The organism is Lewinella sp. W8 (assembly GCF_004375085.3).
In the GTDB taxonomy this organism is placed as follows: domain Bacteria; phylum Bacteroidota; class Bacteroidia; order Chitinophagales; family Saprospiraceae; genus Neolewinella.
This window is the reverse complement of the sequence record NZ_SNAQ03000011.1, coordinates 18192-36545: the sequence shown is the minus strand read 5'-3', so window position 1 is coordinate 36545 and position 18354 is coordinate 18192. Positions and strand designations below refer to the sequence as shown.

Genomic DNA, 18354 nt, shown 5'->3' with positions numbered 1-18354 from the left:
CTAGCTGGGTGAAGAAAATGATTTTATTTGGCGCGAGCGCGGGTGCAAGGTGCCTGCGCTCGCGCCGTGTTTTGGGTAACCTTTTGCCGTAGCGCCGGATTTATCCGGTGAAGGGATTTCATCAACGGCTAAAGCTGGTATGAATCGAACCCGTAACATCACATCAGACCCGATGTAGTCTTCAAGTGTTCGGACGCCGTTTTACTCGGCTAAGCCTTCGCAAAACAGGCTTCCGACCACGGTAAAAATTCTGGCCGGAAAAGTAAATGACGCAGTCATTGACAAGGAATATCTGGTCAGAATAGTGGATTATTAACGGCCCAAAAAATCCCCGTACCTTAGCGCACCAAATCATCCCAAGAACACAATGCCCTGGACCGAGAAAGACCATGCCCTGCACCGGGAATTCACCTTTGAGAACTTTACGTCCGCCTTCGCCTTCATGACCGAAGTGGCCTTCGCCGCCGAGGCGGCGGGCCACCACCCCGAATGGACCAACGTTTATAACCGCGTAACCATCCGCCTGACGACCCACGACGCCGGGAATACCGTCACGGATAAGGACCGCCAACTGGCCACGGCCATCAACCTGATCTACGCCAAACATGGCTAGAGCCCTGCTGTTTTGCTGCCTGTTTTGCCTGACTACTCCCGCGGTAGCCACGGACTATTACTACGACTTCCACCCCCGGGCGGCGGCGGTCTACGACCAGATTATGCGCCTCGAACTCGACGAGGCCCAGCGGGAGATTGACCGTATCCGGGAGCGTACGCCCACCAATTTGGTAACCCATCACCTGGAGAGCTACCTCGATTTTTTCCGCCTGTACCTGAGTGGCCGGGAAAATTTGTGGTATCCCCTGGAGGCGCGCTTCGAGCGCCGGCTTACGGCCCTGGAGGCGGGCAATCCCGATGATCCCTATTACCGTTACGTTCTGGCGGAGGCTCGCCTCCACCGGAGTCTGGTGCACTTGCGCTTCGAAAAGCATTTTGCGGCGTTCCGGGAGATCAACCGGGCCAACAAGCTCTTGCGGGCCAACGCGAAGGAGCACCCGGATTTTTTACTGACCTATAAAGACCTGGGGTTACTCCATGCCGCCGTGGGGTCCATCCCGCCCCAGTACAAATGGGGCGTTGAGCTTTTCTCTTCCCTCAACGGCACCATCCAGGAAGGCCGCAAAGAATTGCGGCGGGCGGTGAACATGCCCGATAACCCCTTCCACCTGGAAACGGCCGTCTTGTTTGCCTACCTGGAGTTGCACCTGGCGGATGACCCCGAGGGGGCCTTCGCCCTCGTCCGTAACCTAAAGTTGCAACCGGCCACGAATCCACTCCACTGTTTCGTGCTGGCCAACCTGGCCATGCGCAGCGGAAGGAATGATCTGGCCATCAAGTGGCTGGAAGCCCAGCCCCGGGGCGGGAAGGCGGAAGACTTCCCCTATCTGGACTTCATGCTTGGCCTGGCCAAGTTGCGGAACCTGGATAGCGGGGCTCGCCTTCATTTCCAGTCCTTCAATTTCCGGTATGGGGGCCGCCACTTTCGGGAAGAAGCCCACCAGAAAATCGCCTGGACCTACCTGCTGGAGAACGACGAAGCGGGTTACTTCCGCTCCCTGAGCGCCATTGAGGGTGGCAGCCGGGCGGGCGGAGATGAAAACGCCGTGCGGGAAGCCAGCCGGGAACGGGCGCCGCACCCCGGCTTACTCCGGGCTCGCCTGCTCTTTGACGGAAATTATTGCACCCGCGCTCGCGCCACCCTGAATAAAATCGATACGGCGACGCTTTCGGACCCCGAAAGACTAGAATTCACCTACCGTACGGGCCGGGTCCTGGAAGGCCTGGGAGACGCCTCCGGAGCCCTCTCTTTCTACACCCGGACGATCACGCTCGGTCGCGATGAGCCCGAGTTCTTTGCCTGTAAAGCAGCCCTGCAGGCCGGACTGGTGGAGGAGCGACGGGGCAACTACGAACGGGCCAAAAATTACTTCAGGGACTGTCTGTCCATCCACCCCGAAGAGTACAAAACGGGGCTCCATTTACTGGCCAAAGCGGGCCTGAGCCGAATGACGGGGACCCGACCCTAGCGAAGATTGGTGACCACAAGAGCCGTTTATCCACTATATTACGTAGGATTGACTACGATGCCTACTTCCCTCGTTGACGTAGTTTGGAACGACTCACTTGGTTATGAAACAATTTATTCAACTCCTGGTGCTGCTCCTGGCGGCCACCAGCGGTCTGCTTGCACAGCGCGAGGACACGAAAAAGACAGACGAAGTAATGCTCTTTTCCGGGACTACGGAAGAAGGCCACATTATGCGGGACGCCCCGGCCACCCTCAGCCGGGCAGTTCGCCTGAAACGGGAAAACGGGACTGATCCCAGCGTGTACAGTCCCGGTCAGGTCCGCGAATTCCGCCTGGGAAAATCCAACCGCATTTATCGGTCCGTAGACATTGATCTGCCCGACAATCAGCGCAACGGCGTCCTCGTCAGTCAGCGCAGGTTCGGGGAAGTGCTCATCGATGGGCCCATCACCCTCATCAAGGTACATCTGTTCGCGAACGAGTACGATAATTCTGCCCTGGGGAGCCGGGACTACGCCTACTTACTCCAACAGGGAGACGTGGAATTGATGCTTTCCCTGACGAGCATTCAGGTGTACGACATCATGCACGCCAACCCCAGTCGCTTCCGCAATAAGCTGAAATTTTTGGTGAGGGACTGCTCCGAAGCCCTGGAAAAGGCCCGTCACGCGGACTTTACCGACTCGGACATCATGCGGATTATTTCCATCTACTACGATTGTGAAAATCTACCCATCGCTCATCTCGACGAAGATCGCATCCGGCGCGGCTTCGCCCTGAAACACTACGCGAGGGCCGGATACCTTGACTTGATGGACGAAGAATTCAACCAGAACCAGTTCTCCTTCTCCCTGGGCTATCAGGCGGAGGCCAACTTCGACGGTACGCTGGATTGGCTCGGCGTTTTGTTCTCGGCGGACTTCGTTTATCACACCTTTCTCTGGCAGGAAACGTCCAACGTATCTCAGTCTATGTTCAAGGGGAACCTGTCCCTGGCTTTCTACCCCATTAACCGGGAAGACTTCAGTCTTCAACTTACCGGTGGGATGAGTAATTACAATGCCTTCTCAACCAGCTTCAACAGCTTCTTCGCCAATAATTACTTCCTGCTGGATGCCGGCGTACGGGCACGAATCGAAGATTATACGCTGGCCATCAATTATGAACGGATGCCAAATCCCTTCACGCCACGACCGGCGAATATTCTACTGTTTACCGTAGGGTACCGCCTGCCCTTCTAGAGTACTTCCGGTGCTATCTTTGGGCGCGAAAGCGTAACGCAAAAAACTTAGTTTCTTTTTTAAACTAAGTGTAGTTATCTTTGTTCTCCAGCAAAGCCTCCCGTCCTATGAATATCGCCCTGGCCCAAATCAACGTACACGTTGGCAACTTTGAAGCCAACCTCAACAAGATGCTCGAATACACTGCCTGGGCGAAATCCCAGGGAGCAGATATCGTAGTGTTCCCGGAGCTGGCTACCGTTGGCTATCCTCCCCGTGATTTTCTGGAGTTTGATGATTTTATCGACCAGGCGGAATGGGTAGTGGATCGGTTGGCGCAGGCCGCCAAAGGGATCGCCATCATCGTGGGGTCGGTGTCCCGCAACCCGGTGGTTGAGGGAAAGGACCTTTACAACAGTGGCTACTTCCTGGCCAACGGGCGGGTGCAGCAGATACAGCACAAAACCCTGCTGCCCACCTACGATATTTTTGACGAGTACCGCTACTTCGAGCCGGCCCATGAGTGGAAGGTCGTGCGCTATCAGGACAAGACGATCGCCCTGGTCATCTGTGAAGACAGCTGGAACGTGGGTAATGAGAACCCGTTGTACAAGATCAACCCCATGGACCAGATGATGGACCAGAACCCCGATCTGATCATCAATTTGTCCGCCTCTCCCTTCGCCTACGATCACGCTGCCCGGCGGGTGGAGGTGATGCAGGCCAACGTGGCCCGCTACGGGATTCCGATGTACTACGTTAACCACGTGGGGGCCCAAACGGAGATCCTGTTTGACGGCGGCTCACTGGTCCTCAACGCCAACGGCGAGGTGGTGGACGAGATGCCCTACTTCGAAGAGAAGATGCGCATCTACAATACCGAGGAGGTCAGCGAGGGGTCGGACGTTAGCGGAGAGCAGTCCCGGAATAAAATGACCCTCATTCACGACGCCATCGTGATGGGGATTCAGAACTACTTTGGCAAACTGGGCTTCAAGAAGGCCATCCTGGGCTTGAGCGGCGGGATTGATTCGGCGCTGGTGGCGGTGCTGGCCGCCCGGGCCCTCGGCCCGGATAATGTGCGCTGTATTCTGATGCCCAGTCAGTACAGTTCGGACCACAGCGTCAACGACGCCCGTCAACTGGCTCAGAACCTGGGCTGCCAGTACGATATCGTGCCCATCGAATCGATCTACCACACCTACATGGACGTCCTGAAGCCCCACTTCTGGGCCACCCAGGAGGGCCTGGCGGAGGAGAACATTCAGGCCCGCGCCCGGGGAATGATACTGATGGCCTTCAGCAATAAGTTCGGCAACATCCTGCTCAACACCAGCAACAAGAGCGAAATGGCCGTCGGGTACGGTACCCTCTACGGTGATATGTGCGGTGGCCTGAGCGTCATCGGTGACGTGTACAAAACGGAGTGCTTTGAACTGGCCCGCTACATCAACCGCGAGGAGGAGGTGATTCCCGAGAACATCATCACCAAGCCCCCGAGTGCGGAGCTAAAACCGGATCAGTTCGACAGCGACAGCCTCCCCCCCTACGAGGATCTGGACCGGGTACTGTACCAGTACATCGAATGGCATAAAAGTCCGCAGGACATCATCGACATGGGCTTTGACGAGGAACTGGTGCGCAGAACGCTGCGGCTGGTCAACATCAATGAGTTCAAGCGCTACCAGACGGCCCCCGTGCTTCGGGTGAGCCGGAAGGCCTTTGGCATGGGCCGGCGCCTGCCCATCGTGGCGAAATACCTGAACTGACGGTCAGGGCCCGGTTACTTCCCCGTTTCAATGAGTTCTACCAGGGTGCCGTCGGGATCCTGGACCAGTACGAAGAGCCGCTCATTTTCTTCGCTGCCGAGGTTGATGGGTGTCTCGCCGAGAAGGGGAATTTGATGGGCACCGAGGCGTTCCAGAATGGGGCTCACGCTATTGACCATGACGGTAAGGTACTGCACCCCGTCGCCGTCGTGAATGTAGCGTCCGTGTTCCTCGGCTTTGGTGGGTGGCGAAGTCACCAACTTCAGGGTCGTGGCACTGGGGCCTTCCCCGAACGTGAAGGTTTTCACCGAAAGGGGCTGATTGTCCGTCAGGCCGGAACGTCGGCCGAAATCACCGTCGAGATCAAAACCGCCGGTGGGGGTGAGGCCGAGGATGTTCTGGTAAAAATTGATCGAGGCGTCCAGGTCGGTGACCATCAGACCGATGGCAACCGGAATGGGGGCATATTCGCCTTCTGCTTCGATGGCGACGGTCAGCTCGGGACTCTCTTCGGGGACTTCCTCCGGTGCGGCCTCCTGACAGGCCGTAACCAGCAGGGCGAGAAACAAAATGGTAAAACCGTGTTGATCCATTAATTTTTTCATGCTACCAAGATAGTCCCCGCCGCCGATCCCCGCCCGGCAAATCATGTACGCTCACCTAACCTCCCTAAAAACACCCGCTCATGAACCCTATAACTACTGGCCTCCTGGGGCTTTCCGTCGCCGACGCCATTGGCGTACCGGTGGAGTTTAACTCCCGGGACGAACTTGACCAAAATCCGGTCACCGACATCCGCGGCTACGGCACCTACAACCAACCGCCGGGCTACTTCTCGGACGACAGCAGCCTGGCCTTTGGCCTGGCGGAAAGCCTCGCCACGGGAGATTTTGACCTCCTGGATCAGGCGCGGCGCTTGCTGCGCTATAAACACGAAGGATACTGGACCCCGGCGGGGCAGCTGTTCGACATTGGCATTACGACGAGCCGGGCCATTGATCGGCTCCTTCCGCTCGTCACGGCCGGTCGTACGGAAGAACTCCGGCACCTGCGCGCTGCGGCCACGGAATTCGATAACGGCAACGGCGCCCTGATGCGCATTTTCCCCCTTTACGCCTTTCTGAGGAGCCGGCCACTGGGCGATTGGCTGCCGCACATCTGGGAGCATTCGGCCCTGACCCACGGCCACCTGCGCTCGGCCTTATGCTGTTTTCTTTATCTGCGCCTTTGCCATCATCTGGTGGCGGGAAAAAGCCGCGTAGCTGCCCTCGATCGGGCACGGGAAGAACTGAAACATCTCTTTGACCAGACGGAAGTTCCCGCGGCGGAACGGGAAGAATTAAGCGTGTTGCTGGGGGCCGACTTTGCTACTTTGGCGCGAGCGCAGGTGCAGGGAAATGGGTACGTGGTGCGCAGTCTCGAGGCCGCCCTGTGGGCCCTGTTCCGGGGGAGCGATTACCGCTCGGTCGTCCTGGCAGCCGTGAACCTGGGAGAAGATACGGACACCACCGCCTGCATCGCGGGGGCGCCGGCGGCCCTGTGTTTTGGGGCCGCAGATATTCCGGATAATTGGCTGGCGGCGCTGGCCCGCCGCGAAGACATCACGGCGCTCGGTGACCGACTGCACCGTACTTATTCACACTAAAATCCAACACCATGAAAGGAGCCATTTTAGGAGACATCATCGGATCTCGCTTCGAGCGGAGCGGCATCAAGACCACGGAATTTGACCTCTTTACCGTCGAGTGTAGTTTCACCGACGATACGGTACTGACGGTCGCCATCGCCGCGGCCATCCTGGGGCAAAAGGACTACGCGGAAACGGTGCAGGAATATGCCCTGCGCTACCCCGATGCGGGTTACGGCGGGACCTTCAAGCAGTGGATGCGGGGAGACATCCTCGGTCCGTACAACAGCTGGGGCAACGGCTCGGCGATGCGGGTAAGTCCCGTGGGTTGGCTCTTCAATGATCTGGAGTCGGTACGCCGGGAAGCCCGGGCCACGGCGGCCATCACCCACGATCATCCCGAGGGAATCAAGGGGGCCGAGGCGATTGCGGCGGCCATTTTCCTCCTCCGGCAGGGCGCGGAAAAGGAGGACGTTCGGCAGTACGTTCAGGAGACCTTCGGCTACAACCTGCGGCGGACGGTGGAGGAAATTCGCCCGGGCTACGCCTTTGACGTCAGCTGCCAGGGCAGCGTCCCGGAATCCATCATCGCCTTTCTGGACAGCAAGGACCTGGTCGACGCCATCCGGCTGGCCATTTCCCTCGGCGGAGATACGGACACCCAGGCGGCCATGGCTGCCTCCCTGGCCGAGCCATTCTACGGGGGGATTCCTCCCGCGCTGGAAGAAGTGATGGTCGCCTTTCTCCCCAACGAATTCGTCGACGTAACCCACCACTTTGAACGTGCCCTGCAGGTTGGGTAGCCGTTGCCTACCTTGGAGGAATGAAGTACTGGATCGTTTTGCCGTGGTTGCTGCTCACCGCCTGTCAGGCAGGCTCCACGGAGCCGAGCGTAAACGCCTCCCCCACGGCAGCAGACACGGTGGTAGCAGAATTACCTCCGCCCCCTACCCCGCAGCCATCGGTTTCACGGTCGGAACCCTCTTCGGGTGAACCCGTCTTTCCGTGCTCCGGGGCACGGGGGCTGACCGTGGCGCAGGTGGGTGAAATCGAAGAAATCCGGCTGGACCTGAACGGAAGGGATACTCGGCTGCGCGTACTCATCAATGAGGCGGGAATGATCGGCCTGGGAATTGTGCGGCCCGATTCCTGCTACGTGGAAGGTGCCGGAAACCCCGTGGGTGGACAGGCCGATTATCGGGACTTGCGCTGGCTCCATCACTACGAAAAAATACCGGGTGGCACCGTTGTTGAGTCGGCCGTCGTTGAAGAAAACGGAGATATCAGCTACGACGAAGTAGAGCGCTGGACCCTTCCGGCGGACGGCATCCGGTTCTTCCCCGACGAAACGGGTGGTTTTGCCATCCTGTACTTTTCCGGAGATACCCTGAAGTGGTACGCGGGGGAGTGAGCGCGCTAGGGGGTAAGTGCTGCGCGAAGAAAGCTCAGTACTTCTTCTTTGCGCTCATCGAGAATGGGTTGTAGCTCGTCATCTGCCCGCCCCGTAAGTGCGGAGATCATCGGTCGGGAGATGAAAGGGAACACAATGAGGGACATCGTATTCATCATCAGGTGAATGGGGTTAATTTTACGAATCTTACCCGCTTCTCCCTCGGCGATAATCTGTTGAAAAAAGGACATGACCAGGGGAAAAGAATCCTGAGATTTTAGCCGCTCGGTTACGTACCGCCCCTGATTCTGGGAAAGTTCGTGCATAACGAAGAGGGGCATGTGGGGCCGCTCCGTCAGGATGGCAAGATAATTGTGGACAATATCCTCCAGTTTTCCCATCACGTCTTTATCTGACCGCAGGACGCTAAGCATGACCGGCGTAATGGCTTCCAGCGCCTCCGAAAGAATGACCCGAAAAAGCTTCTCCTTACTGCGGAAATAATAATGCAGCATGGCCTTGTTGATGCCGGCCTTATCGGCTACTTCCTGCATGCGGGTGCCGGAATACCCCTTCTGGGTAAAGACGACTTTGGCGGCTTCCAGAATTTTTTCTTCGGTAGAAATGCTTTCGGTAGACTGAGACAAGGTGGAGGTATTTTGGAGTAAAACGCAGCCATTAACCGAATGGTTGGACTTTTGGTTGACGGCGTGTTTTCAATTATACACTCCCGATAGAATACGGTGGCCATTGGAGTGGAGCCTTTAAGAGGCACGATAATTACTTTTAAACATAGGCTGTTCCGTGAGGTTTCATCAGCGATTCCTGCGGAATCGCGGCAGTTCAGAGGGGCAAATGGTAGCGGCAAGGCATGCCTTGCCGCTACTGGAAAATTCAAGGACTTGATGGCCAAAGGATTAATTCACGGAACAGCCTACGTTCAAACAACTTTAATGGCTGAGGGTGCTGCTTCGAAAAGCCTCTCTGGACCTTATCTTCGCGCTCCTTCCACCAACGCACAGCAGTTAGTTATGCACATCATTCCCGCCATTGACCTGATTGACGGTAAATGCGTTCGCCTGACCCAGGGGGACTACGATCAGAAAACCGTCTACAACGAAGATCCGCTGGCCGTCGCCCGGGAGTTTGAGGCCGCCGGCATCCGGCGGCTCCACGTGGTGGACCTGGACGGCGCCCGGGGAGGGGGCATCGTCAACCATCGGGTGCTGGAACGGATTGCCGGAGGAACTAACCTACACATTGACTGGGGCGGTGGCATGAAGAGCGACGAAGACCTGCGCGTTGCTTTCGAGAGTGGGGCGGCTCAGGTGACGGGCGGTACCATCGCCGTGAAGCAACCGGAGATTTTTCTGGGCTGGCTGGAACAGTACGGAGCGGAAAAGATCATCCTTGGCACGGACGTCCGGGGCGATAAAATTGCCGTTTCCGGTTGGGAAGAAGCCAGTGACCGGGAGTTGTTCGAGTTCCTGGCCGATTACGTGGCCAAGGGAATTCGCTATACCATCTGTACGGACGTCAGTAAGGACGGTCTTCTGCAGGGTACCGCCCGCGAGCTCTACGCCCGTATCCGGCGGGAACAACCCACGGTGCAACTCATCGCCAGTGGCGGGGTAACCGACGTGCAGGATCTGGAGGCGCTCCGGGCCATCGACTGCTTTGGCGTCATCGTCGGGAAGGCCATCTACGAAGGACGGATCAGCCTGGAGGAGCTGGCGGGGTTTGATGATTGAAGGAATGAGGGAATGATGGATTAAAGGAATGAGGGAATGAAGGATTGAAGGAGGGGCAGCGGGATTGGTACCCGGGCCATGGCTCCTTCGGGGGATGGTTTGGCACCTGCCCTCCGGGCCCTGAGTGATGACCGTCCCCAATTGACCTTCCTGGGTAAGATGGCAAACATTTGGTCAGGCTTTCCTACCTTGGAGAGATGAAGCTCTCTCTTCCCCGCCCACGGTTCTGGCTGCCGCTTTTGCTGGGGCTTACCTTACCCGGATTTGCGGTTGCGCAGAATGTACTGGAACAAATTATTGACGCCAACCGGGAAGATTTTGGTCCCTGGGTTAAGCATCCGGACAGCTTCGAGGTGCAGGTGTTGTTTACCCAAATTGACCGGGACGAAGCGGGGCGGATTCAGTTGACCAGCCACCGCTGGGGCACGACGTCCAACGAATACTTTTACCCCGCCAGTACCGTTAAGATGCCCGTGGCGGCGCTGGCGCTGCAGCGCATCAATGAACTCGGCATCGTCGGGCTCGACGCCCGGACCCCCATGCTGACCGGCCGGGGAATTCTACCCCAGGCAGCTCCCCAAACGGTCGCCATGACGGACACCAGCAGTACCTCGGGCCTGCCGACGGTAGAGAACTACCTCCGGAAGGTTTTCCTGGTGAGTGATAATGACGCCTACTGCCGCCTCTTTGAGTGGCTGGGCCCAAACTACATCAACGGGGCTCTGCGGGCAGTGGGCATTCATGGCGCACGCATCCAGCACCGGGTGGGGGTGGGTGGTTTTGACACCGAGACCCACCAGTACCTCAACCCGATTCGCTTCGCGGAGGGCTTTCGTACGCTCTACGAAGTCGGGGAGCGGCACCATGACTACTACGATCCGTTGCCGGCGCTGAAGGGACAATTCCGGGGGGTGGGTTACGTGACCAACGATGGAGATATCGTGGAGGAGCCCTTTGACTTCTCCCACAAAAATTACCTCTCGATTCAGCACCTCCACGATATCGTGCTGCGCCTGGTACTTCCCGAAGCGGTACCGGCGGAGCAGCGGTTTAAGCTTTCCGAGGAGGATTACGCCATGATCCGTCGGGCGATGAGTGAGCGGCCACGGGAAAGCAGCTCTCCCCGTTACGACAAGGCCGATAACTACGTGAAGTTCTGGATGTACGGTGACCAGCCGGAAGAGACCGAAATTCCGACGAGCCTGCGGATTTACAATAAAGTGGGTTGGGCCTACGGATACCTGACGGATGCCGCCTACGTTATGGAGGAGACCACGGGCACGGAATTTCTGTTGGTGGGGGTGATTCACGTCAACGCCAACAGAATTTATAACGACGGTAACTATGAATATGAATCCATAGGACTACCTTTCTTCGGTCAACTGGGCCGGGCGGTCATGGCCTTTGAACGGGACCGTAGGGCCCGCGGGCGGTGACTTTTTGCCGGCTCATCGTCTTATTCCCCGTGGTGGCTACGCCACCGGAAAGGGAACATTGAAGTAGATAAACCACTTATAAGAGTTAAGAAAAACCAACCAGCATGATCAAAATACTCAAGCATAAACTGGCCATCGGACTCGTGGCCGTCTTTGCGCTGCTCAACGTTCAGAGTTGTGCCGTCAACCCAGTGACGGGTAAAAAAGAAATTTCCTTCATCTCCGAGCAGCAGGAAATTCAGATGGGGCAGTCTTACGACCCACAGGTGGTCGCTGAATTTGGCGTATACGATAACCCGCAAATGCAGCAGTTCCTGACGGAGAAAGGCATGGCGATGGCCCGTGAGTCTCATCGTCCGAACCTTCCCTGGTCTTTCAAGCTGGTTGATTCACCGGTAGTGAACGCCTTTGCCGTTCCGGGAGGCTTCGTTTACTTTACCCGGGGCATCATGGCGCACTTCAACAACGAAGCACAGTTTGCTGGCGTACTGGGCCACGAGATTGGCCACGTAACTGCCCGGCACACCGTACAACAGCAAAGTAAGCAGACGCTCGCGCAGATCGGTTTGATTGGTGGTATGGTCCTCTCTCCGGAGATTGCCAGCCAGGGAGAAAGCCTGATGCAGGGCATGCAGCTGCTTTTCCTGAAGTTCGGCCGTGACGCCGAAAGCCAGTCGGATAAACTGGGCGTGGAGTACAGCACCCAAATTGGCTACGATGCCCGGGAGATGGCGGGATTCTTTTCCACCCTCGACCGCCTGAGCGGAGGTTCTGAGAACCGGGTGCCAACCTTCTTGAGTACCCACCCCGACCCCGCTGACCGCGAGGTGCGCGTAGGGCAGTTGGCGCAGCAGTACCAGGCCGCCGACCCGAAAACGAATTACTCCGTAAACCGGGACAGCTACCTACGAATGCTCGACGGGATGATCTACGGAGAAGACCCCAAGCAGGGCTTCGTGGAAAATGGTGCCTTCTACCACCCCGAACTGCGGTTCATGTTCCAGATTCCCCGTCAGTGGAAGCTGTTCAACTCTCCCACCATGGTACAAATGGTGAGCCCCGATCAGAAATCCATTATGCAGATGCGCCTGCAGCAGGGGACCGATACCCGGGCTACGGCCCAGCAGTTTATCCAGGAGACCAACCTGCAGGTAGCAAGCTCCAGCGACCGCGCCATCAACGGTAACCCCGCTACGACGGTACTGGGCGACATTACGCAACAGGATCAGCAGACCGGGCAGTCCCAGACCATCCGGGTGGTGGCCAGCTTTATCGCCTACAACGGCAATACCTACATGCTGCTGGGCATGGCCCTGGCCCAGGATTTCAACCGGTACCAGCGAGATATGGAAGGCTGCATCGGTAGCTTCCAGGAGCTGCGGGACCAGGATAAGCTCAGCCGCCAGCCCGAGCGTCTGAAAATTGTGAGTAACCCCCGTAGTCAGACCCTCCAGCAGGCCCTGATCAACAGCGGAGTACCCAGCGACCGCCTGAACGAATTTGCCGTCCTCAACGGTATGGAACTTCGTCAGAGCCTGCCCGCAGGGATGCTCTTTAAGTCGGTAACCGGCGGGAAGTAAATCCTCGTCCTTAGCCCGAAGACAAACAACGGCCCCGGCGCATACTTGCGCCGGGGCCGTTGCTTTTTATTTCAGAGGTCGAAGAAGTGGCGGTGCTCACGGACCTTGGTTCAACCGGTTCTTTCTCCGCTAACTTACTGGTGCGCAGGAGCGAAAGGAGACACGCAACCTACCGTTACCGGAAGTGGGGCGTTAACCGGATTACGCGAACAACTCCTCCAGCTGGCCGAAGAGCTCGGGATGGTGAATTTTCAGGAGCTCGTGGTGGGTGTGGTAGAGGACCATCGTGATGGCGGGCAGGTCCAGAACGTCGAGGCCGATGAACTCCAGCAGGGCCTTTTCGGAAAAGCCGGTGAGTTTTTCGATGGCGGGGTAGTTGAGACAGACGGGGCCAATTTTTTGGCGGAGTTCCGGCTCCAGGTGCATCAGTGCCCGACTGTATTCGTAGAGGCCCAGATGAAGGAAGCTCTGGGGTTCGATGCAGGAGCGCAGGAAGACGTTGAGGGTCCAGATGATGGCGCCATCATCGTAGTGCAGTTCGGAACAGTGCAGGACGTCGTGCTGGGGACTGGGGAAGTAGTGCCGGTAGAAGATGATGGTTTCGAAGTCGCCCATCAGAAACTCTTCGCGGTGAAAGCCGACCGTGGCTGCGGAGGCGGCCACCATTACCCGGATGTCTTCCGGGATTTCTTCGATGGCCTGGCCGTGGACGTGGGTAGCCTCCCGGAGCAGGAAGGTGCGGCGGCGAAATTCCCGTTTGCCGGCGAGGTCCAGTCGGCGGTAAAGATCAAAGCGGTCCAGGAGCGGAGCCAGGTCGGTGGGTAGATCGGGCGGATTGCGCTTCCAGTGCCACCAGCGAAGCTGCGGAGCCAGGCTGTAGGCGCCCGCCGCCACGATGGCCGGCAGGATGAAGAGTTCGGAGTACACGCGGTCGCCCTGCCAGGTAAGCGCTGCTCCCAGGGCAACCAAACAACCACAACCCAAGAAAATGGCACGAACGGGATCCAAAATATCTGCTTTGTGGACCTAACGTCCGCAACCGCTGGTCCGTTGTGCCCGGGACGAAAATTAGGGATGGTCTGGTGTTTGCCAACGACAAATGCCGCTCCCAAAAATGGAGTTGACTTTCGCCGAAAGGCAACCAAACCTACTTCCTTCGGAGTAGGCTGGCAATCTCGTTTGGAAATAGCGCCATTTGGGTTCTATCGCTCAAAGGATTTTCCGTTCCGCCCGGGTTGAATATTAGGGTGGTTATGGTGACCGGTACAACCCTCAAAAGAATCGTTTGACTACGTCAGGACGGCACACTTCAAGGTCGTGAAATACCTGCCCTTTGATTGTCAAAACGGGCCTCCGCTTCGCGTTAGGGGTAGAGTACGGGATTGAGCGGCGTGTCAATCTCCTCCCCCACTACGGCACCGGGGCACCAGGTTTCCCAATCCTTTTGCTGGTTGTCGTTTTCGGGGGCTTTGAGTTGCATGGACCGGTCCATGTAGATCACCGTCATGACCTTGCGGATGCGGTCGGTCACGTTGGCGCCAGCCCGGTGGAACACCCAGCCGGAGTGAAAGCTGATTTCTCCGGCGTCAAAAGGTTCGATGACGTGGGGGAAGTCGGTTACCCGCAGCTTTTTGGTCAGGATGGCCTCGCTCTCGTCGCCGATGGCCAGCTCCCGGCCCTCTTCGATCCGGTGGCTGCCCGCACTGAATTCCAGGGGGCCCATCTCGAGCGGGGTGGCCTGGAGTGGAATCCAGGCGGTGATGGTCTTGTCGGTGGTCAGGGGCCAGTAGTACTGGTCGGCGTGCCAGGGGGTAATACCGCCCCCGGCTTCTTTGAACAGGGCCTGATCGTGGTATAAACGAACACCCTCCGTTTCCATCAGGCCGGCGGCAATGCCGGCGATCCGGCGTGAAAACACCAGCTTTTTGACTTCCTCGTCTTCCCGCCAGAGGTTCATCAGCTGGAGGAAAGCTTTGCCGTAGGTATCCCGATCCGCCAGGGGGATATCGTCGGTGCGCATTTGGTGGACCCGCTCGGTGATGACCGCGTTGAAGTGGGCCAGGGTCTCCTCGTCCAGCACTTGTTTGAGCTTGATGTAGCGGTGTTCCCGGTAGAAGCGAATCTGCTCTTCGGTGAGCGGATAGGGATGGTCGAGGAGGGAAAGGTCCATAGCAGAGGTAATGACTGAAGGATGGAGGGAATGAAGGATGGAATAGTGGAAGGGAAATTCATTCCCTCATTCCTTCGATCATTCAATCCCTTACCCAAAGACACGGCACCTGCGCTTGCGCCCTTACTTAGAGCATTCCTCCGGGGTTTTCGGTCTCGCTCAGGAACTTCTCCGTCTTGGCTCGTTCCACCTTATTGTAGAGGCGCTCAGACTCGTGGCGGTCGCGGACAACCTTGGCGAGGGTGAAGCAGGAGCTTACCGTGAAGAGGAAGCCCATGGCCAGGAAGCCCTTGATGGCCAGCGTTGCCGGCAGCAGGACGATGCCCACCATGGTGCCCAGGGTGGCCAGGACGAAGGCGATCCAGGCCATGCTGTAGAATGACTTGCTGTTGGTGTGGTCAATGATGGAATGCGACATAGTCGTTGGGTTTGGTTGGGCGCAAACCTCCGACCAGCAAACGTTAAAACGGCGATTCCTTCGATTAAGAACAGGAGCGAATAGACCAATTCTAGCGAAATTTCGCTGGGCTTAGTCCACGATCATCGTTTCCCGGTCCAGTTCCTGCTGGCGGATGTTTTCCGGGAGGTCGCGGTATTCGTACTGCTGGGTACGCAGTTGCGGACGGAAGCCCGCCTCGCGGATGGCCTCCTGGATGCCGTCGGCGGTAAACCGCCAGCGGGCGCCGGCGGCGGAGACCACGTTCTCTTCGATCATGATGGAGCCGAAGTCGTTCGCCCCGGCGTGCAGGCATATCTGGGCGACCTGCTTACCGACCGTCAGCCAGCTGGCCTGGATGTTGACGACATTGGGGAGCATGATCCGGCTCAGAGCGATCATGCGGATGTATTCGTCTCCGGTGACGGTGTTGCGAGCGCGTTTGATCTTCTTCAGGATGGTGTCTTCGTCCTGGAAGGGCCAGGGGATGAAGGCCAGGAAGCCCTTGGCGTCGGCGGGCTTTTCGCTCTGTACCTGCCGCAGGCGCACCAGGTGATCCATCCGTTCCCAGTTCGTTTCGATGTGGCCAAACATCATGGTGGCGCTGGTGGTGATGTTGAGTTGGTGGGCGGCGCGCATGACGTCCAGCCACTCTTCTCCACCACACTTACCCTTGCTGATCAGACGCCGGACGCGGTCACTAAGGATCTCGGCTCCCGCACCGGGCAGGCTGTCGAGGCCCGCTTCGTGGAGGGCCTTGAGGACGTCGTAGTGACTCATGCCCTCCAGCTTCGCGACGTGGGCAATTTCCGGCGGCCCGAGGGCGTGCAGCTTCAGGTTGGGGTAGAGTTCCTTGAGCTCGCGGAAGAGTTTGCAGTAGTAGTCGAGGCCCAGATCGGGGTGGTGCCCGCCCTGCAGCAACAGCTGTTCGCCGCCGAAGGCAAAGGTCTCTTCAATCTTCTGCTTGTACTCTTCGATGGTGGTGATGTAGCTTTCCTCGTGCCCCGGACGGCGGTAGAAGTTGCAGAACTTGCAGTTGGCGATGCAGACGTTGGTGGTGTTTGAGTTCCGGTCGATGATCCAGGTCACGTCCTTAGCCGGCACCGCCTGAAAGCGGAGCTGATTGGCCACGTACATAAGGTCCGCCGTATCGGCGTTTTCCAGGAGGAACACCCCTTCTTCGGCCGTAAGCCATTCTTTGTTGAGGCCCTTTTCGAGGAGATCGGCTACATTCATAGTTAATACTTGCGTAGTGGTATGGGGAAAACGCGTAGGGGGTGGTGGGGTTGTGTACTTTCAGTAAAAAATGAAAGTTTTTGGTGGTGAGGCCGTTTGGCCGTGCTCGCGAGGCCCTGGCCGTTCTGCGAACGGACTGCAGGCCTCGCTCGTGGAGGAGGACCCCTCCGGGGCCCTGGGTTTTCTGCATTCTAAGGGTTCACCTTTTCCCGTTTTCGGGATTTATGTTTTGGAATTTAGAAGGCTTGCGTTTGTGATTGAGGAGGTTTGTCAAGGGAAAGGCGATGTCCGCGATGTCCTGGCCCGTTCGCAGAACGAGCCAGGACATCGCTTTAGTAGGAGGACTCTTCCAGGGCCCTAGTTTTCCACCCGCCAATTCTTGACGGTGAGCCAAATGGTCAGGAGGAAGAGACCCGGAATCAGGTAGAAGCCCAGCTTGGGGTCCCAGTTTCTAATCGGGAGGGGAAACACCATCATCGTGACGAAAAATGCTGTGGCCGCCCCGGCGAGCATACACGAAAGGATCATCAGCATTCTTCGGACAACTTTACCCGTGAGCGAGGGAACAACCACCCAAATTAGCATGCAGGGCAGGAAGACCGTCGCGTAGTCAAAGAAATTCCAGACGTACTGATTGCTCCACTCCTTGTGCGTTGCATCGGCCACGAAAGTGGCGGAAATCGGCACGGACAACAGCAACAGGAAGTATCCAAAATGGAGGTAGCGCAGGATGAGTTTTGAATTCATTGGTGTTGGGTTTGGCCGTGATCGCGAGGCCCCGCCTTGAAATCCCGGCGGGCAAGCCTCCGGCTCTCTAGGTCTCAGCCTTCTCCTTAGCCTCTTAAACCCTTGATCCTAAAACCTAAATCCTGAACCCTAACGATCCAGCTTCTCCCGCTCACTCACCTTCCGCATCCTTTCCCAGAAGGCTTCCTGTTGGCGTTCCTGGCGGGTTTTGGAGAAGGTGTCGGGATCGAGGAACTGTTCCTTTTCGCGGGGTTGGTGGCGCGCCGCGTTCCGGCGCTTGGTTTCGATTTCGTGGTCTTCCAGCTGACCGCGGAAGAGCCAGCCGCCGAAGGCGCCCATGACGAGGCCCAGTAGGTGGCTTTCCCAACTGATGCCCTCCTGCCCCGGCAGGATGCCTACCACCATGCCGCCGTAGTAAAACAGCACGACCAGAGAGACGACCACCGCCCGGAAGTCGCGGCGGAAAATGCCGGAGAAGGCCAGGAAGGCGGCCAGGGCGTAGACGACGCCGCTGGCACCGATGTGATAAACATCCCGGCCCAGCAGCCAGACGAGGGTACCCGTACCGATCCAGAGGGTGCTCAGGACCCGCGGCCACAGCCGCGGATAGAAGAAGACCAGCAGTCCGGAAAGCGTCAGGAAAGGAAAGGAATTACTCAGCAGGTGGGCCCAGTCGCCGTGGAAAAGGGGCGAAAGGAAGATGCCGAAAACCCCAGATAGTTCCCGTGGGTGTAGAGAATACCAGTAGGACCACTGCCCGCCCATCACGGTGAAGTTGATGATGGAAATGGCCCAGATGATCGCTAGCATGGCCAGGGGCCAAACGACGACGTTTTTGAGGTTGCGTTTGCTGATCATGGAAAGCGATTTGGTCGGTCCCTAAAATACGCTTTGGCGCGCATTAGG

At 57.6% G+C, this 18354-nt stretch carries 18 protein-coding genes; 10 read left to right on the top strand and 8 right to left on the bottom strand.

Annotation, left to right across the window (positions count from 1 at the left end; all coding sequences use genetic code 11):
- Positions 1-367: 367 nt before the first annotated feature.
- From E1J53_RS13290 to E1J53_RS13275, 4 genes are all read left to right on the top strand, one after another.
- Positions 368-613: a 4a-hydroxytetrahydrobiopterin dehydratase gene (locus E1J53_RS13290; RefSeq protein WP_134272939.1), complete on the top strand. Its 246-nt coding sequence runs from the start codon at positions 368-370 to the stop codon at positions 611-613.
- Positions 606-2084 (top strand): hypothetical protein, encoded by a 1479-nt coding sequence (locus tag E1J53_RS13285; protein WP_134272938.1) that lies wholly within the window; start codon positions 606-608, stop codon positions 2082-2084. The genes E1J53_RS13290 and E1J53_RS13285 overlap by 8 nt, the downstream gene beginning before the upstream one ends.
- A 103-nt stretch (positions 2085-2187) precedes the next feature.
- On the top strand, positions 2188-3327 hold the full coding sequence (locus E1J53_RS13280; RefSeq protein WP_134272937.1) for a hypothetical protein: 1140 nt from the start codon (positions 2188-2190) through the stop codon (positions 3325-3327).
- Between the two features lie 107 nt (positions 3328-3434).
- Entirely contained in the window at positions 3435-5075 is a 1641-nt protein-coding gene (locus tag E1J53_RS13275) for an NAD+ synthase (RefSeq protein WP_134272936.1), read from the top strand.
- Positions 5076-5089: 14 nt separating this feature from the next.
- Here the strand turns inward: E1J53_RS13275 and E1J53_RS13270 are convergent, their stop codons facing one another.
- Positions 5090-5680, bottom strand: coding sequence for a VOC family protein (locus tag E1J53_RS13270; protein WP_173021477.1), 591 nt, complete (start codon positions 5678-5680; stop codon positions 5090-5092).
- An 80-nt stretch (positions 5681-5760) separates the two neighbouring features.
- Here E1J53_RS13270 and E1J53_RS13265 point away from each other — a divergent pair, with 80 nt between their 5' ends.
- From E1J53_RS13265 to E1J53_RS13255, 3 genes are read left to right on the top strand one after another with little or no spacing between them, the layout of a single operon-like run.
- On the top strand, positions 5761-6720 hold the full coding sequence (locus E1J53_RS13265) for an ADP-ribosylglycohydrolase family protein (protein ID WP_134272934.1): 960 nt from the start codon (positions 5761-5763) through the stop codon (positions 6718-6720).
- 11 nt (positions 6721-6731) lie between these two features.
- Positions 6732-7505: an ADP-ribosylglycohydrolase family protein gene (locus tag E1J53_RS13260; protein WP_134272933.1), complete on the top strand. Its 774-nt coding sequence runs from the start codon at positions 6732-6734 to the stop codon at positions 7503-7505.
- Positions 7506-7525: 20 nt separating this feature from the next.
- Positions 7526-8113: a hypothetical protein gene (locus E1J53_RS13255; protein WP_134272932.1), complete on the top strand. Its 588-nt coding sequence runs from the start codon at positions 7526-7528 to the stop codon at positions 8111-8113.
- 5 nt (positions 8114-8118) lie between these two features.
- On the opposite strand, the gene E1J53_RS13250 is transcribed toward E1J53_RS13255, so the two are convergent.
- Entirely contained in the window at positions 8119-8739 is a 621-nt protein-coding gene (locus E1J53_RS13250; RefSeq protein ID WP_134272931.1) for a TetR/AcrR family transcriptional regulator, read from the bottom strand.
- A 384-nt stretch (positions 8740-9123) separates the two neighbouring features.
- On the opposite strand from E1J53_RS13250, the gene hisA reads away from it, so the two are divergent.
- From hisA to E1J53_RS13235, 3 genes are all read left to right on the top strand, one after another.
- Entirely contained in the window at positions 9124-9843 is a 720-nt protein-coding gene (gene hisA, locus E1J53_RS13245; RefSeq protein ID WP_134272930.1) for a 1-(5-phosphoribosyl)-5-[(5-phosphoribosylamino)methylideneamino]imidazole-4-carboxamide isomerase, read from the top strand.
- A gap of 197 nt (positions 9844-10040) precedes the next feature.
- Positions 10041-11279 (top strand): serine hydrolase, encoded by a 1239-nt coding sequence (locus E1J53_RS13240; RefSeq protein WP_134272929.1) that lies wholly within the window; start codon positions 10041-10043, stop codon positions 11277-11279.
- Positions 11280-11383: 104 nt separating this feature from the next.
- A complete protein-coding gene (locus E1J53_RS13235) occupies positions 11384-12859 on the top strand; it encodes a M48 family metalloprotease (protein ID WP_173021476.1) in 1476 nt (491 codons plus the stop codon).
- Positions 12860-13060: 201 nt separating this feature from the next.
- On the opposite strand, the gene E1J53_RS13230 is transcribed toward E1J53_RS13235, so the two are convergent.
- The 6 genes from E1J53_RS13230 to E1J53_RS13205 form a co-directional block, all read right to left on the bottom strand.
- Positions 13061-13867, bottom strand: a complete 807-nt coding sequence (locus tag E1J53_RS13230) for a hypothetical protein (RefSeq protein ID WP_134272928.1) — start codon at positions 13865-13867, stop codon at positions 13061-13063.
- A 355-nt stretch (positions 13868-14222) separates the two neighbouring features.
- Positions 14223-15029: a phytanoyl-CoA dioxygenase family protein gene (locus tag E1J53_RS13225; protein WP_134272927.1), complete on the bottom strand. Its 807-nt coding sequence runs from the start codon at positions 15027-15029 to the stop codon at positions 14223-14225.
- A gap of 127 nt (positions 15030-15156) precedes the next feature.
- Positions 15157-15447 carry a YiaA/YiaB family inner membrane protein gene (locus tag E1J53_RS13220; RefSeq protein ID WP_134272926.1) on the bottom strand — a complete coding sequence of 97 codons (291 nt, stop codon included), beginning with the start codon at positions 15445-15447 and terminating at the stop codon, positions 15157-15159.
- Positions 15448-15558: 111 nt separating this feature from the next.
- Positions 15559-16701, bottom strand: a complete 1143-nt coding sequence (mqnC, locus tag E1J53_RS13215) for a cyclic dehypoxanthinyl futalosine synthase (protein WP_134272925.1) — start codon at positions 16699-16701, stop codon at positions 15559-15561.
- A 357-nt stretch (positions 16702-17058) separates the two neighbouring features.
- The gene (locus tag E1J53_RS13210) at positions 17059-17448 is read right to left on the bottom strand and encodes a hypothetical protein (protein ID WP_134272924.1); all 390 of its coding nucleotides are present in this window, start codon (positions 17446-17448) and stop codon (positions 17059-17061) included.
- A gap of 129 nt (positions 17449-17577) precedes the next feature.
- Positions 17578-18306 (bottom strand): rhomboid family intramembrane serine protease, encoded by a 729-nt coding sequence (locus E1J53_RS13205; protein WP_134272923.1) that lies wholly within the window; start codon positions 18304-18306, stop codon positions 17578-17580.
- Between the last annotated feature and the right edge of the window lie 48 nt (positions 18307-18354).